The organism is Streptomyces sp. NPDC007983 (assembly GCF_042958345.1).
Taxonomy (GTDB): Bacteria; Actinomycetota; Actinomycetes; order Streptomycetales; family Streptomycetaceae; genus Streptomyces.
In genome coordinates, this window is the sequence record NZ_JBIBJI010000019.1 from 72,781 (window position 1) to 86,892 (window position 14,112).

Consider the following 14,112-nt stretch of genomic DNA (forward strand, 5'->3'; position numbering starts at 1 on the left):
CTGAAGCGATCTCGTCAGCGTCATGGCCTCCCCCGCCGCCGCTCGCCCCCCCGGAGCCCACCGTGTCCCTGCCCGCCACCCATCGCGAGGTGCGCCTCGCCGCCCGGCCCGAAGGGCCGCTCACCACCGACCACTTCGCGGTCGTCCACGCCCCGCTGCCCACCCCCGGCCACGGCCAGGTGCTGGTGCGGAACCGGCTGATGAGCGTCGCCGCCGCCATGCGCCCGCTCACCTCGGCCGACCCCGCCGCCCTCGGCCTGCCGCAGCTGCGCAACCGGGTCGGCGACGTCATGCGGGGCCCCGCCATCGGCGAGGTGGTCAGCGCCCCGCCGGACACCGGGCTGACCCCCGGCGCCCTCGTCCGCCACCACTCCGGCTGGCGCGAGTACGCCGTCCTCGACCCGGCCGAGGCGCCCCCGCTCGACCCCGACGCGCTGCCCGACCCCGCCGCCCACCTCTCCCAGGGCTTCACCGCCTGGCTGGGCGTGGTGCGCGGCGCCGGGGTGCGGCGCGGCGACACCGTGTTCGTCACCGGCGCGGCGGGCGGGGTCGGCACCCTGGCCGGGCAGTTCGCGCGGCTCCACGGCGCCGCGCGGGTCATCGGCTCCACCGGTTCTCGTGCGAAGGCCGACCGGCTCATCGAGGAGCTGGGCTACGACGCGGCCGTCATCCGCGGCGCGGGCCCCATCGAGGAGCAGCTGCGCGCGGCGGCGCCGGACGGCATCGACGTCCTGTTCGACACCGTCGGCGGCGAGCAACTGCGCGCCGCCCTCGCCCTGGCCCGCCGCAAGGCCCGCTTCGCCCTCGTCGGCGCGCTCGCCGCCCAGCTGTCCGACGACGCCCTCGCCACCACCCCGATCAGCACCCTCGCCCTCATCGCCCGCGGCGTCACCCTCCGCGGCATCAGCGGCTACGACCACCCGGACGCGGCCCCGACGTACGTGCGCGAATTCGGCCGCGCGCTGCGCGAGGGCGCCATCACCTACCCCCACACCCGCCTCACCGGCATCGCCCAAGCGCCGCGCGCCCTGGTGGAGTTGCTGGAGGGCCGCCACCTGGGGGCGGTGCTGGTGGAGCTGTGAGTCGGAGCCGGGGCTCCAGCCGTGCCGGGCGCCACGGCGCCCGGCACACCCGCCGGCCTGGCCCGGGGCCCGGCTCGGGTGGTTGGCTGAGGACATGACTGCGAACCCGGTCTCGAACCCGACCCCGGCCACCGCCGTCGAGCGGCGTGAGCGGGCCGTGCGCGCCGCCGTCGAGCAGGGCCTGCTCGGGCCCGAGCAGCCCGTCGTGGGGCTGCTCGACGTCACCGGCATCCGCGCCGCCGCGGCCGAGTTGCGCGCGGCCTTCGACGAGGTCGTGGCGCCCGGCACGCCCGTTCTGCACGCCTTCGCCGTGAAGGCCGCCGCGCTGGTTCCCGTCCTGCGGCTGCTGACCGACGAGGGGCTGGGCTGCGAGGTGGCCAGCCCCGGCGAGCTGGCCCTCGCCCGGGCCGCCGGGGCGGACCCCGGCCGCATCGTCCTCGACTCGCCCGCCAAGACCCCCGCCGAGCTGCGCGAAGCCCTCGACCTGGGCATCGCCGTCAACGCCGACAACCCGCAGGAGCTGGCCCGGCTCGACGCGCTCGTGGGCGCCGCCTTCCCCCGGTCCCCGCTGGGCCTGCGGGTCAACCCGCAGGTGGGCGGCGGCAGCATCGACGCGCTCAGCACCGCCACGGCGACCTCCAAGTTCGGGGTCGCGCTGCGCGACGTAGGGGCGCGCGACTGGGTCGTACGCGCCTTCGCCGAGCGGCCCTGGCTGACCCGGCTGCACGCCCACGTCGGCTCGCAGGGGTGCCCGCTGGAGCTGATGGCGGCGGGCGTCCAGGCCGCGTACGAACTCGCCGAGGAGATCAACGAGACCATCGGCCGCCGTCAGATCGACACCCTCGACATCGGCGGCGGCCTCCCCGTGAACTTCACCTCCGACGAGATCACGCCCAGCTACCGGGAGTACGCGCGGCTCCTGCGGGCCACCGTGCCGGGGCTCCTCGACGGGCGGTACGGCCTGGTCACCGAGTTCGGGCGGTCGCTCCTCGCCAAGTCGGGGGTGGTGCTGGCGCGCGTCGAGTACGCGAAGTCGGCGGGCGGCCGCCCGATCGCCGTGACGCACGCGGGCGCGCAACTGGCCACCCGTACGGTCTTCGCCCCCACCTCCTGGCCCCTACGGGTCGCCACATACGACGCGGACGGCCGCCCCAAGCGCACGGGCCCCGACGGCCCGGTCACCCAGGACATCGCGGGCCCCTGCTGCTTCGCGGGCGACCTGGTGGCCGAGAACCGGGCCCTGCCGGAGCTGGCGGCGGGGGACCTGGTGGCCCTGCTGGACACGGGGGCGTACTACTTCTCCAACCACTTCGCCTACAACAGCCTGCCCCGGCCGGGCGTGTACGGATTCGCACCCAGCACCGACGGCGTCCGCTTCGCGGAGGTCCGGAAGCCGCAGACGGTGGCGGAAATCGTGGCCGAGAGCGGCGGCGCGGAGGCCGAGGGCCTGACGGCCCTGTAGGGCGGGGAGCCGCAGGCGGGGTCACCGCTTCGCGCCGCCCGGCCCCGCGTCGCCCGCCGCCGGACCCGTCGTCTGGTAGGCGCGGACGGCGGGGCCCGCCGGGCGGCCGTGGGGGACCCAGTCCGTGCGGACCCACAGCAGGGCGTCGTGGGCCTGCTCCCAGCGGCCCAGCCACAGCGCCTTGGCCCAGAGCCCCGCACCGAGGCCCGCCAGCAGCAGGCCGCCCGCGGCGGGGACGGCGAAGGACGAGGCGACGGCGGCCAGGAAGGCCAGGAGCAGCCACCACCGCAGGGCGCTGCGGCGGGTTCGCAGGGTCACCGCGCGGTCCTGCAGGAGCACCGACTTGCCCGCGCGGGTCGCCTCCTGGGCCAGCGTCAGATACCGGCCGCGCCGCACGGCGAAGACCGCTGCGGCGGCGAGCAGGAAGAGCGCCGCCCCGGCCAACAGGCCGATGCGGCGTCCGGTGAGGCCGGGGATCAGCGTTCCGATGCCCGCTGCCAGGAGGCCCGGCCACCACAGCCATCCGGCGGATGCCCGTACGATCACGGCAACCCGTACCAGCGCATACGTCCCGCGTCCCACTGCCGACCTCCTCGACGTCTCAGGCCATCGAGCGCGGACTGTAGTCAGGGTGGCTGAGAAAAAGGTGAGACGGGGGCCTACTCCACGAAAAGGCCGCGCGCGGCCGCCCGCGCGTCGAACTCCTCCAGCCGCGCCTGCGCGTCCGGCAGCGCGTCGCACATGGCCTCCAGCAGCACCCGGCCCAGCAGCATCGGCGCGCAGGCGGTGTCGAAGGCCAGCCCGGTCCCGACGGCGGCGGGCAGCAGCAGGTCGCTGTGGCGGGCGACCGGGGCGAAGGTGCTGTCGGCGACGGTGACGACGGTCAGACCGGTGTCGCGCGCGTACTCCAGGCCCTCCACGACCTCCCGCGGATGGCGCGGCAGGGCGAAGCACAGCAGGGCGGTGGCGCCCGCGCGGTGGGCGGCGTCGACACGGTCGGCGAGCATCGTGCCGCCCTCGTCCAGCAGCCGGACGTCGGGGTGGACCTTGCGCGCGAAGTAGGTGAAGCCGCGCGCCTGGGCGGAGGCGGCGCGCAGGCCGAGGACCGGCAGCGGGCGGGACGCGGCGAGCAGCCGGCCCGCGCGGAGGACGGGTTCGGGATCGGCGAGCAGGGCGGCGAGGTGGCGCAGGTTGTCGATCTCGGACTGCACGGCCTGCTGGTACTCGTTGTACGCCCCGTCCCCGGCGGCCCGCTCCTCGGCGGCGGGGGCGACGTCGCGCAGGTGCTTGCGCAGCGCGGGGTAGCCGTCGAAGCCGAGCGCGACGGCGAAGCGGGTCACGGAGGGCTGGCTGACCCCGGCGAGTTCGGCGAGTTCGACGCTGGAGAGGAACGGGGCGTCGGCCGCCCGCCGCACCATGCAGTGGGCGATGCGGCGCTGGGTGGGGGTGAGGCGGTGCCCCTCGAACAGGGCCTGGAGGCGGGCGGCGCTCCCCGATCCCGCCCCGTTGGCCACACCGGCCCCGTTGGCCACACCCGTCGCCCCGGCCACGCCCGCCTCCGCACCGGCCGTCTCCGTCTCCGTCTCCGCACCGGCCACGTCCGCCACCCCGTTGTCCGTACTCATCGGTCCTCCTGACCCTCGGCACTCTCACGAGCCACGGCAAGCTCAACGGCCTCGCACACGTCGGCCAGCGGGTCCAGCAGACCCACCGCGTCCGCCACATCCTCCGTCAACGGCCGGTCCTCCATCCGCGGATCGAGAACTTCCGCCGCCAGCGCGTAGGCGGTGGCCGCCGGTACCCCGGGCTCCGGTTCCATGCCGCGCTGCCGCAGCGCGCGTACGGCCGCGACCAGTTCGCACGCCAGCACCTGCCGGTAGTGGTCGGCCACCCGCAGCGTCTGGCGGGCGCCGAGCGAGGCGAAGCTGGCCTGTTCCTCGACGCCGCGGGAGAGCACGGCGTGGCCGAGGGAGGCGGGGTGGGAGACGGCCCGCATCTCGCCGAGGGCCGCGCCCGCCGCGTACTCCAGGATCATCACGCCGGAGCTGGCGGGCGCGGGGTCGCCGAGGAAGGGCCGCAGCCGGGTGAAGTCGGGTTCGCTGAGCGCGGCGAGCCGGGCGGTGGACAGCCGCGCGGTCTGCAGGGCGGCGAGCCGGAAGTGGTCGAGGGCGAGGGCGGCGTGCGCGACGTAGAAGTTGCCATTGTGGTACGCGGCCTCGTCCTCGGCGCTGATCAGCGGGTTCTCGGCGGCGGCGTTGACGTCGACGTCGAGCACCCGCTCCAGCATGTCGGCGGCGTCCAGCGCCGGGCCGTGGATCTGCGGCAGACAGCGGAAGCCGTACGGGTCCTGGATGCGGCCGAGCGGCGGGGTGGGCCGGGCGGGGACGCCGATGAGGGCACGTATGTGGGCGGCGGCGCGGATGGAGCCGGGGTGCGGACGGGCGAGCTGGACGGGTTCGGCGTACGCCTCGTACGAGCCGCCGACCGCGATCAGCGAGAGCGCGGCGACGGGGAGCGAGGCGGACAGCAGTCGCCGCAGGTCGGCGAGGGCGAGCGCGGCTTGACCGAGGGTGAGGGCGTTGCTGCTGATGAGCGCGAGGGCGTCGTTGCTGTCGAGGGTGATGGGGTCGGGGGCGCGGCCGCCGGGGGCGGCATCGCTGAGGTCCCAGGGGTGTTCGCCGACCAGGGCGAGCCCGGCCTGGGCGAGCGCGGCGATGTCGCCGGTGCCGACCGCGCCGAATTCGTTGACCACGGGGTGGACACCGGCGTCCAGTGCCTGGACGAGGGAGGTGACGACGGAGGGGCGCAGCCCGGCGCCGCCCGCGAGCACCTGGTTGGCGCGGACGGCCATCATGGCGCGGACCTCGCGGCCGGGCAGCGGGGCGCCGATGGCCCCGGCGTGGCTGCGCAGCAGCCGCAGGCCGTGGTCGGCGCCGGGGCCGACGTCCTCGGTGCGGTTGGCGCCGACGCCGGTGGAGCGGCCGTAGACCCGTCCGGTGGCGGCGAGCCGGTCGGCGGTCTCCCAGGCGCGTTCGGTGAGGGCGAGGGCGGCGGGGTCGGGGGCGGCGGGTAGGTTTCTGCGGTCGGCCAGGCGTACGACGTCGGCGACGCGCAGGCCGCGGCCGTCAAGCGTGATCCGCGGCGCGGCGGCGGCAGCAGCAGTGCGGTCCGCCGTCGTGGCCGATGCGGCGGTCGCCGCGCCGATGGCCGTCGAATCCAGCATGTGAGACACCATCCAGGGCAACCCCTTCCGAACGCACCCTTATCGGGCTAGCCACCAAGCGTTTTCGTCCCATATTGCGAGCAGAAGTAACCGGCGATTAACGCAGACCTATTGACTTCTATTCACTCGACTATGACTGTGCATGACTATATGCAGACAGGGCAAGGGGAAGCGGATGATCAGCTTCAAGCACGTCAGCAAGCACTACCCGAACGGCACCACTGCCGTCGACGATTTGAGTCTTGAACTACCCGAGGGCGACATCACCGTCCTGGTCGGCACCTCGGGCTGCGGTAAGACGACCACCCTCCGGATGGTCAACCGCATGGTGGAGGCGAGCAGCGGCACGGTGAGCGTCGGCGGACGTGACGTCCTCCAGGCCGACGCCGCCGAGCTGCGGCGCGGCATCGGCTATGTGATCCAGCAGGCGGGACTCTTCCCGCACCGCACGATCCTGGACAACATCGCGACCGTCCCGCTGCTGCTGGGCTGGGGCCGCCGCAAGGCGCGGGCGCGCGCCGCCGAGCTGCTGGAGCTGGTCGGGCTGCCCGCCGGGTCCGGCAAGCGCTATCCGCACCAGCTCTCCGGCGGTCAGCAGCAGCGCGTCGGCGTGGCCCGGGCACTGGCCGCCGATCCGCCGGTGCTGCTCATGGACGAGCCGTTCGGCGCGGTCGACCCGGTCGTCCGCACCCAGCTGCAGAACGAGCTGCTGCGACTGCAGAGCGAGCTGCACAAGACGGTCGTCTTCGTCACCCACGACATCGACGAGGCGGTCCGGCTCGGCGACCGGATAGCGATCTTCCGCACCGGCGGCCACCTCGTGCAGTGCGCGCCCCCGGCCGAGCTGCTGGCCGCCCCCGCCGACGACTTCGTGGCGGGCTTCCTCGGCGCGGAGCGCGGGCTCAAGCTGCTCTCGCTGTCCACCCTCGCCGACGTTCCGCAGGAGCCCGCCTCCGCCGCCGACACGGACCGCTGGCGGCTGGTCACCTCCGGCCGCGGCGAGCCGCTGGGCTGGCGCGACACCGAGGGCCCGGACGGCGACGAGGCCCCGCTGCTGCCGGTGCGGCCGTTGCGCGACACCGACACGCTGCTGGCCGCCCTCGACGAGTCGCTGGCCTCCCCCGCCGGGCTGGTCGCCCGGGTGGACGCGGACGGCGTGCTGACCGGGGTCACCGGGCGCGACCGGATCCACGAGCACGCGGGCCGCCGCCACGCGGAGGCGGGCCGTACCAACGCCCCGCAGGCTCCCGACCCCGACGCGAGCGTGACCGCATGACCATCGACTGGGGCTGGTTCCCCGACCATGTGGACGACCTCACCACGCTCACCTTCGACCACCTCTCCACCGCCATGCCGGCCGTCCTCTTCGGCCTGCTGATAGCGGTGCCGCTGGCGGTCGTCGCGCATCGCGTACGGCCGCTGCGCGGCGTCCTCCTCGGCATGTCGAACGTCCTGTTCACCATCCCGTCCATCGCGATCTTCGTGCTGCTGCTGCCGATCACCGGCCTCACCCGCACCACCGCGATCACCGGCCTCACGATCTACACCCTGACCGTGCTGCTCCGGAACACCGTCGAGGGCCTGGACAGCGTCCCCGCCAAGGCGCGCGAGGCATCCACCGCCATGGGCGCGCGCCCGCTGCGCACCCTGCTCACCGTCGAGCTGCCGCTCGCCTTCCCCGTGATCATGGCGGGCGTACGGGTCTCCAGCGTGATGGCGATCTCCCTGGTCAGCGTCGCCAGCTACATCGGGTACGGCGGCCTCGGCCAGTTCTTCACCGACGGCTTCCAGCGCAACTACCCCACCCCGGTGGTCGCCGGAGTCGTCCTGTCCCTGCTGCTCGCCCTGGCCGCGGACGCCGTCCTGGTCGCCATCCAGTGGCTGTGCACCCCCTGGCTGAGGAGGCGTGCCTGACATGATCGAACTGCTGCAGAACCTCGGCCGCTGGCTGACCAGCGGCGCCCAGTGGTCCGGGCCGGACGGCATCACCACCCGCCTCCTGGAACACCTCCAGTACTCGCTGCTGGCCACGCTGGTCGCCGCCCTCATCGCCCTCCCCGTGGGGCTGCTCATCGGCCACACCGGGCGCGGCGCGTTCCTCGCCATCAACCTCTCCGGCTTCGGCCGCGCGCTGCCCACCGTCGGCCTGGTCACCCTGGTCTTCCTGGCCAGCGGGCTGAGCATGTGGCCCATCTACGTCTCGCTGGTCGCCCTCGCGATCCCGGTCATCGTCACCAACACCTACGCGGGCATGGCCGCCGTCGACCCCGAGGTCCGGGACGCGGCGCGCGGCCAGGGCATGCGCTGGCACCAGCTCCTCTTCCAGGTCGAGCTGCCCCTCGCCCTGCCCCTGATCATGACCGGGCTGCGGCTGGCCTGCACCCAGGTCGTCGCCACCGCCACCATCGCCGCGTACGTCAGCTTCGGCGGCCTCGGCCGCTACGTCTTCGACGGACTCGCCCAGCGCGACCTGGTGCAGGTGCTGGGCGGCGCGGTACTGGTCGCCATCCTGGCCATCGCCCTGGATCTGGCCCTGGCCGGAGTGCAGCGCCTGCTCTTCCGCAACCGCCCCGCCCCCTCCCAAGCGCACTGACGACAGCCGCGCGCCCTGACGACAGTCGCGCGCACCGAGACCTGCCCCAAGGAGACCCGACCCATGAACCGCAGGAAACTGCTCGGCGGCCTGCTCGCCGGAGCCTCCGTACCCACCCTCGCCGCGTGCAGCGGCGGCGTCACCTCGCTCAAGGGCGACGGCTCGGGCGGCGGGGGCGGCGGCAGCAGCGCGGGCGGCCTCGTCATCGGCACCGCCAACTTCACCGAGAACCAGCTCCTCGGCTACCTCTACGCCGAGGCCCTGAGCGGCGCGGGCGTCAAGGCCAGCGTCCGGCCCAACCTCGGCTCCCGCGAGATCGTCCTCCCCGCCCTCCGCCAGGGCGACATCGACCTGCTCCCCGAGTACCAGGGCAATCTGCTCCTCTACTTCGACGACAAGGCCCCCCAGACCCAGGCGGGCGACCTCCAGAACGCCCTGACCGTCGCCCTCCCCTCCGGCCTCGAAGCCCTCTCGTACGCGGCCGCCGAGGACAAGGACGTCTTCTGCGTCACCAGCGAGACCGCCGACAAGTACGGCCTGCGCAGCTTCTCCGACCTCAAGAAGCAGAACGGCAAACTCGTCTTCGGCGGCCCAGCGGAGGACAAGAACCGCGTCGTCGGCCTGGTCGGCCTCAAGAACCGCTACGGCGCCACCTTCAAGGAGTTCAAGGCCCTCGACGCCTCCGGCCCCCTGGTCAAGGGCGCCCTGAAGAAGGGCGACGTCGACGTCGCCAACCTCTTCTCCACCGACCCCGACATCGAGGGCAACGGCTGGGTGATCCTCGCCGACCCCAAGGCCCTCATCCCCGCCCAGCACATCGTCCCGGTCATCCGCAGCGCCAAGGCCGACACCAAGGTCCGCAAGGCCCTGGCCAAGCTCGGCGTCGCCCTGACCACCCATGAGCTGGCCAAGCTGAACAAGCTGGTCGACAAGGAGAAGAAGGACCCGGACGAGGTGGCCGCCAACTGGGCCGCCGACCACGGCCTCACGAAGAAGTAAGGCCCGGGATGCCCACCTCCCTGGTCGAAAGGCGCTCGATCGACGTCGTCCCCGACGCGGAGCGCCATGGCACCGCCTTCAGCCAGTTCACGCTGTGGCTCGGTGCGAACCTCCAGATCACCGCCGTCGTGACCGGCGCCCTGGCCGTCGTCTTCGGCGTGGGCGCCTTCTGGTCGGTCATCGCCCTGCTGGTCGGCAACGTCCTCGGCGGAGCGGTCATGGCGCTCCACTCCGCCCAGGGACCACGGCTCGGCCTCCCCCAGATGATCTCCTCCCGGGCCCAGTTCGGGGTCCGTGGCGCGATCGTCCCGCTGCTGCTGGTCATCGTCATGTACGTGGGCTTCTTCGCCAGCGGCAGCGTGCTGGCGGGCCAGGCCGTCGGCGAACTCACCCATCTCGGCGACACGACCGGCATCGTCCTCTTCGCCCTGATCACCGCCGTGGCCGCCGCCGTCGGCTACCGCCTGATCCACACCCTGGGCCGGATCGCGGGAGTCATCTGCGCCCTGGCCTTCGTCTACCTGGGGATCCGGCTGCTGGACCGCGCCGACCTGGCCACCCTCCTCCACGACCGGAGCTTCGACTTCCCGCTCTTCCTCCTCGCGGTGTCGCTCTCCGCGTCCTGGCAGCTCGCCTTCGGCCCGTACGTCGCCGACTACTCCCGCTACCTGCCGCGCACCACCTCGGCCAAGGCCACCTTCTCCTGGACCCTCGCGGGCACCGTCCTCGGCTCGCAGTGGTCCATGACCTTCGGCGCCCTCGCGGCCGCCGCGGCCGGCGACGCCTTCGTCGGCCACGAGGTCAGTTACGTCGTCGGCCTCGGCGGCGGCGCGGCCGTGATCACCTCACTGCTGTACTTCGTCATCGCGCTGGGCAAACTGACGATCAACGTCCTCAACACCTACGGCGGCTTCATGTCGATGGTGACCAGCGTCAGCGGCTTCCGCGGCAACGCCACCCTCTCGCCGCGCGCCCGGACCGCGTACATCGCCGGGATCATGGTCGCGGGCACGGCCGTCGCCCTGCTCGGCAAGGACAGCTTCCTGTCCTCCTTCAAGGACTTCCTGCTGTTCCTGCTGACCTTCTTCACCCCGTGGAGCGCGATCAACCTGGTCGACTACTACGCCATCGCGCGCGAGCGCTACGACATCCCGGCGCTCAGCGATCCCCACGGCCGCTACGGCGCCTGGCGCTGGAAGGCCCTGACCGCCTATGCCCTCGGCGTCCTCGCCCAACTCCCCTTCCTGTCCACCACCTTCTACACCGGCCCCCTCGTCACCCCACTGGGCGGCGCCGACATCTCCTGGCTCATCGGCCTGGCCGCCCCCGCCGCCCTCTACTGGCTCCTGGCCCGCCGCGACACCCACCACGTCCCGGACCGGATGATCCTCACCCCGGAACCGGCGCCCGGTCGCTCGTACGTCACCGGGTCGGGGTGAGGTGGTCGAGGCCGCCGCGCTTGGCGGTGCGTATGAAGACCCCGAGCGAGGCGGGGGTGATGGTGACGACCTCTGCGGGGTCGTCACTCTCGCGCAAAGAGATCTTGCCGTCCAGAGCGGCAAGTTCCACGCAACGATTTTCCGGATTGGTGCCGGAGAACGAAGACTTGCGCCAGACTCCAAAGCTGACCATGGCCGACCTTTCACAGTTCCTGTGTGAGGCGGTGGATGAAGTCTCGCGACTCCTCTGCCGCCAATGAGGAGAGCGCCGCCCGGTCACGCAGCGCGCGACACCTTGCAAGCTGCGACTCCGCGTCCATCCACAGTGAACCGTGCCAGGCATCGAGCTGTACGGTGTCGAGCTTGGCCGTGGCAGCGCATGCAGCCCGATCACCTGGGGCCGGTCGCCTCGACGGTGACGTCGGCGACCACTTCCACCATGTCCGGACCGTACGCGTCCGAGTTGAGCACCTTCAGCAGGAGGCAGAAGACCCCATCGAGCCCGTAGCGGGAGGCAAGCTGGACGTGGTGCCGGACCAGGTAGCGTATAGCTGCCTGATTGTTTACCCCGCGCTGGCCGGAGGCAAGGAAGATCGGACGATCGCCCTCTGGTGTGGTGAGGCGGGCGAGCACCACATACTCGGCTACGCCCTTGGACAGCCGGTACACCTCACCACCGATGGTGAATGCCAAACCGTCGGGAATGTTCTCGTAGTCGGTGTTCACCGCGATCCCCGGCAGTAGCGAACGCATATGGGCCTCGGTGCGACGGTTCGACGTCGGGCCACCGACGCAGAACTCCGTCCGTGCGCCGAAACCCAGGCGGGCGACGTCGTGCGCCACGATCTCCGCACGCGCTCCGCACTCCTTGATGAGAGCGGAGAGTTCGAGGAGTGCGAAGGCATCATGGCGCGAGACACTGTGGCCAGGCGCGCTCGGGTCCTGGTTGACCACGAGCCCGCCAGCTCGTGCTCAACTCGCCCGAGCGGGCAACCCGGTATTTCGGACCACGGACTGACGGCTCCATCCAGGCCGCGCGGCTCGTCCGGCTGGCCCCCTCCGGGGCCGCCGCGCTGGACCGTGCCGAGCACTGAGCGGTTCGGGCCGCAGCGGGCATGACGGAAGATCCGCCAGGACTTGAGGCGGGCGACGCCATGCTCGGCCGGGGCGCGGGTCCGGGCCAGCGCCCGGTTCACGGTCTTCTGGGTGGGAGTGAGGCCGTGGCGCGGCCGACGCTTGACGCCGGTGGTGACCCAAGGACCTCCTCCTTGGTAGGCGAGGTCGGCCAGGATGGGGATGTCCTGGCGTTCGCAGACCGCCTTGTCGGGGCCGCCCTTCGAGCCAGTACCGGGCTGGAGTTCGGCGCAGGCGAGCCGCTGGGGCCGTAACGCCCCGCCCACGGGCGGGTTGGCGGGGGCACCAGGTGCTGCCGCCAACCCTCCCACCTGGTCACCACGGGACGTAGGCAAGCAGTCAGGCCCCATGGGCAAGGCCGTCCGGTGAACCAGGGTGCCCGGTATGCCCACCGCATGAAGGGCGCGGTCAGACCTGCGCCTGGCCTCCGTCGACGAACCAGTCGACGCCGTTGACGAAGCTGGAAGCGTCCGAGGCCAGGAACGTCGCCACGGCGGCGATCTCATCCGGGCGGCCGATCCTGCCGAGCGGCACCTCCGAGGCGAGCTGGTGGTCCGGGCCTACGGCGCCGACCAGGCCCGGGGTCTCGGTCGGGCCGGGGCTCAGCACGTTCACCCGGAACTTCCGTTCCCGCGCGCTGAGCGCCCAGCTGCGCACCAGGTTGCGCACCGCTGCCTTCGATGCGCCGTAGACTTCCAGGCTCGGTCCGGGGCGGAGGGTGCTGGTCGATCCTGTCACTACGATCGAGGCGCCGTCCGACAGCAGGGGCAGCGCCTTCTGCACGGTGAAGATCGTGCCCTTCACGTTCGTACCGAAGGTGGCGTCGATGGCTTCCTCTGTGATCTCACCGAGACGCTGAGGGACAGCGCTGCCGGCGTTGGCGACAAGCACGTCGATGCGGCCCGCCTCCTCGCGCACGACCGAGTAAAGGTCATCGAGGTCCGTCTGAACCGAAACGTCGGCCCTCACACCGGTGGCCGCCGGCCCGATCTCAGCGACGGCCGCGTCGAGCGGCTCCTGACGGCGACCGGCCAGGAACACCCGTGCCCCCTCCGCGGCGAACCGCTTGGCGATGGCAAGCCCAATGCCGCTGTTGGCTCCGGTGACCACTGCCACCTTGCCTGCGAGTACTTCCGTCATAACGCGCCCACTCCTCAGTTCTTGACTGGTTCGTCCATAACGCTAACCGTTATGGACGAACCAGTCAAGAATGGGTAAGCTGCCCCCATGGCACGACCTAGGAAGTTCGACGAGCAGCAGGTACTGGACACTGCCCGGGAGCGGTTCTGGTCGGGTGGGTACGCCGCCACGCGCATGGAAGACATCGCCGAGGCAACGGGGCTCGGCAAAGGCAGCCTGTACGGCGCGTTCGGCGGAAAGCAGGAACTGTTCCACCGCGTGTTCGACGATTACTGCGGCTCCGTCGTCGATGCTGTGAGCCGGCAGCTGCGCGGCAACGACGCGGACGCCTACGCGCGGCTGTCCGCCCACGTGTACGCGGTGGCGGCGGCGACTGCCGCAGACACCGCCCACCGGGGATGTCTGTTGGCCAAGGGCGCCGCCGAGCTAGCCGAACACGACGAGACGGTGGCCAAGCGGGCGCGCGCGGCCATCGAGGCGCTGCAGGCGCTGCTGGAGGGCGACATCGCAGCCTGTCAGCGCAATGGCGATATTGCCGCGGACGCGGATCCGGGAAAGCTGGCTGCGCTGGTGCTCGCCGTACTGCGCGGCATTGAAGCGCTGGGCAAGGCCGGAGCGAGCGAGGAGACGCTGACCGATATAGCCCGGACAGCCCTTGCTGTACTGCCCCGCCCCGCTCACTGAGCTCTTCAGTCTGGCCACCGATCGAGGGATGGCCGAGGATGCGTGACAGACGAGACCCCCGGGTTGTTGGTGGAGATGTCTGACGTCTCAACCAAGCAGCCCAGGGGCCTCGTCGATCATCTATCCTGCCGCACTCGACGTGTCACATGCGCTCGTGGAGTGGGTCACCATCACGACTTCACTCCCACCCAGAAGACCGTGAACCGGGCGCTGGCCCGGACCCACGCCCGGCCGAGTGTGGCGTCGCCCGCCTCAAGTCCTGGCGGATCTTCCGTCACGCCCGCTGCGGCCCGAACCGCATGACATCAATCGCCAAAGCCGTACTCACCCCGGAGCGGCGCCGATGAAGAAGCTCA

General features: G+C 72.2%; 14 protein-coding genes and 2 pseudogenes. 9 read left to right on the plus strand and 7 right to left on the minus strand.

Annotated elements, in window-relative coordinates; all coding sequences use genetic code 11:
• Window positions 1-62 precede the first annotated feature (62 nt).
• Together ACFZCY_RS37435 and ACFZCY_RS37440 are read left to right on the plus strand one after the other, a co-directional pair.
• The gene (locus ACFZCY_RS37435; RefSeq protein ID WP_391183849.1) at window positions 63-1,082 is read left to right on the plus strand and encodes a zinc-binding dehydrogenase; all 1,020 of its coding nucleotides are present in this window, start codon (window positions 63-65) and stop codon (window positions 1,080-1,082) included.
• Window positions 1,083-1,176: 94 nt separating this feature from the next.
• A complete protein-coding gene (locus tag ACFZCY_RS37440; protein ID WP_391183852.1) occupies window positions 1,177-2,544 on the plus strand; it encodes a diaminopimelate decarboxylase in 1,368 nt (455 codons plus the stop codon).
• A gap of 21 nt (window positions 2,545-2,565) precedes the next feature.
• Here ACFZCY_RS37440 and ACFZCY_RS37445 read toward each other — a convergent pair whose 3' ends face one another.
• The 3 genes from ACFZCY_RS37445 to ACFZCY_RS37455 form a co-directional block, all read right to left on the minus strand.
• A complete protein-coding gene (locus tag ACFZCY_RS37445) occupies window positions 2,566-3,126 on the minus strand; it encodes a hypothetical protein (protein ID WP_391183855.1) in 561 nt (186 codons plus the stop codon).
• 77 nt (window positions 3,127-3,203) lie between these two features.
• Window positions 3,204-4,169: a MurR/RpiR family transcriptional regulator gene (locus ACFZCY_RS37450; RefSeq protein ID WP_391183858.1), complete on the minus strand. Its 966-nt coding sequence runs from the start codon at window positions 4,167-4,169 to the stop codon at window positions 3,204-3,206.
• On the minus strand, window positions 4,166-5,767 hold the full coding sequence (locus ACFZCY_RS37455; protein WP_391183861.1) for an aromatic amino acid lyase: 1,602 nt from the start codon (window positions 5,765-5,767) through the stop codon (window positions 4,166-4,168). Before ACFZCY_RS37455 ends, ACFZCY_RS37450 begins: the two co-directional genes overlap by 4 nt.
• Before the next feature lie 175 nt (window positions 5,768-5,942).
• Between ACFZCY_RS37455 and ACFZCY_RS37460 the strand changes: the two genes are divergently transcribed.
• From ACFZCY_RS37460 to ACFZCY_RS37480, 5 genes are all read left to right on the plus strand, one after another.
• Complete coding sequence (locus ACFZCY_RS37460; protein ID WP_391184010.1) at window positions 5,943-7,043, plus strand: ATP-binding cassette domain-containing protein; 1,101 nt, start codon at window positions 5,943-5,945, stop codon at window positions 7,041-7,043.
• Window positions 7,040-7,681, plus strand: coding sequence for an ABC transporter permease subunit (locus tag ACFZCY_RS37465; RefSeq protein WP_391183863.1), 642 nt, complete (start codon window positions 7,040-7,042; stop codon window positions 7,679-7,681). Before ACFZCY_RS37460 ends, ACFZCY_RS37465 begins: the two co-directional genes overlap by 4 nt.
• Before the next feature lies 1 nt (window position 7,682).
• Complete coding sequence (locus ACFZCY_RS37470) at window positions 7,683-8,360, plus strand: ABC transporter permease subunit (RefSeq protein WP_391184013.1); 678 nt, start codon at window positions 7,683-7,685, stop codon at window positions 8,358-8,360.
• 63 nt (window positions 8,361-8,423) lie between these two features.
• The gene (locus tag ACFZCY_RS37475; protein WP_391183867.1) at window positions 8,424-9,359 is read left to right on the plus strand and encodes a glycine betaine ABC transporter substrate-binding protein; all 936 of its coding nucleotides are present in this window, start codon (window positions 8,424-8,426) and stop codon (window positions 9,357-9,359) included.
• 8 nt (window positions 9,360-9,367) lie between these two features.
• Window positions 9,368-10,798, plus strand: a complete 1,431-nt coding sequence (locus ACFZCY_RS37480; RefSeq protein ID WP_391183870.1) for a cytosine permease — start codon at window positions 9,368-9,370, stop codon at window positions 10,796-10,798.
• Here ACFZCY_RS37480 and ACFZCY_RS37485 read toward each other — a convergent pair.
• The 4 genes and pseudogenes from ACFZCY_RS37485 to ACFZCY_RS37500 all read right to left on the minus strand — a co-directional run bounded on the left by ACFZCY_RS37485 (window position 10,782) and on the right by ACFZCY_RS37500 (window position 13,072).
• On the minus strand, window positions 10,782-11,141 hold the full coding sequence (locus tag ACFZCY_RS37485; protein WP_391183873.1) for a DUF397 domain-containing protein: 360 nt from the start codon (window positions 11,139-11,141) through the stop codon (window positions 10,782-10,784). The genes ACFZCY_RS37480 and ACFZCY_RS37485 overlap by 17 nt on opposite strands.
• 47 nt (window positions 11,142-11,188) lie before the next feature.
• Window positions 11,189-11,752: a hypothetical protein gene (locus ACFZCY_RS37490; protein ID WP_391184024.1), complete on the minus strand. Its 564-nt coding sequence runs from the start codon at window positions 11,750-11,752 to the stop codon at window positions 11,189-11,191.
• Between the two features lie 140 nt (window positions 11,753-11,892).
• Window positions 11,893-12,114, minus strand: a pseudogene (locus tag ACFZCY_RS37495) (transposase family protein); the annotation flags it as partial.
• 226 nt (window positions 12,115-12,340) lie between these two features.
• Window positions 12,341-13,072 carry an SDR family oxidoreductase gene (locus tag ACFZCY_RS37500; protein ID WP_391183875.1) on the minus strand — a complete coding sequence of 244 codons (732 nt, stop codon included), beginning with the start codon at window positions 13,070-13,072 and terminating at the stop codon, window positions 12,341-12,343.
• Window positions 13,073-13,159: 87 nt separating this feature from the next.
• Here ACFZCY_RS37500 and ACFZCY_RS37505 point away from each other — a divergent pair, with 87 nt between their 5' ends.
• Together ACFZCY_RS37505 and ACFZCY_RS37510 are read left to right on the plus strand one after the other, a co-directional pair.
• On the plus strand, window positions 13,160-13,756 hold the full coding sequence (locus tag ACFZCY_RS37505) for a TetR/AcrR family transcriptional regulator (RefSeq protein WP_210947016.1): 597 nt from the start codon (window positions 13,160-13,162) through the stop codon (window positions 13,754-13,756).
• Between the two features lie 174 nt (window positions 13,757-13,930).
• Window positions 13,931-14,103: pseudogene (locus ACFZCY_RS37510) on the plus strand (IS5/IS1182 family transposase); the annotation flags it as partial.
• Window positions 14,104-14,112: the final 9 nt, after the last annotated feature.

Coding starts and splice junctions, on each gene's coding strand:
- ACFZCY_RS37440 (WP_391183852.1), top strand. CDS start 1,177: ATGACTGCGAACCCGGTCTCGAACCCGACCCCGGCCACCGCCGTCGAG.
- ACFZCY_RS37450 (WP_391183858.1), bottom strand. CDS start 4,169: ATGAGTACGGACAACGGGGTGGCGGACGTGGCCGGTGCGGAGACGGAG.
- ACFZCY_RS37455 (WP_391183861.1), bottom strand. CDS start 5,767: ATGCTGGATTCGACGGCCATCGGCGCGGCGACCGCCGCATCGGCCACG.
- ACFZCY_RS37460 (WP_391184010.1), top strand. CDS start 5,943: ATGATCAGCTTCAAGCACGTCAGCAAGCACTACCCGAACGGCACCACT.
- ACFZCY_RS37465 (WP_391183863.1), top strand. CDS start 7,040: ATGACCATCGACTGGGGCTGGTTCCCCGACCATGTGGACGACCTCACC.
- ACFZCY_RS37470 (WP_391184013.1), top strand. CDS start 7,683: ATGATCGAACTGCTGCAGAACCTCGGCCGCTGGCTGACCAGCGGCGCC.
- ACFZCY_RS37475 (WP_391183867.1), top strand. CDS start 8,424: ATGAACCGCAGGAAACTGCTCGGCGGCCTGCTCGCCGGAGCCTCCGTA.
- ACFZCY_RS37480 (WP_391183870.1), top strand. CDS start 9,368: ATGCCCACCTCCCTGGTCGAAAGGCGCTCGATCGACGTCGTCCCCGAC.
- ACFZCY_RS37485 (WP_391183873.1), bottom strand. CDS start 11,141: ATGCCTGGCACGGTTCACTGTGGATGGACGCGGAGTCGCAGCTTGCAA.
- ACFZCY_RS37500 (WP_391183875.1), bottom strand. CDS start 13,072: ATGACGGAAGTACTCGCAGGCAAGGTGGCAGTGGTCACCGGAGCCAAC.
- ACFZCY_RS37505 (WP_210947016.1), top strand. CDS start 13,160: ATGGCACGACCTAGGAAGTTCGACGAGCAGCAGGTACTGGACACTGCC.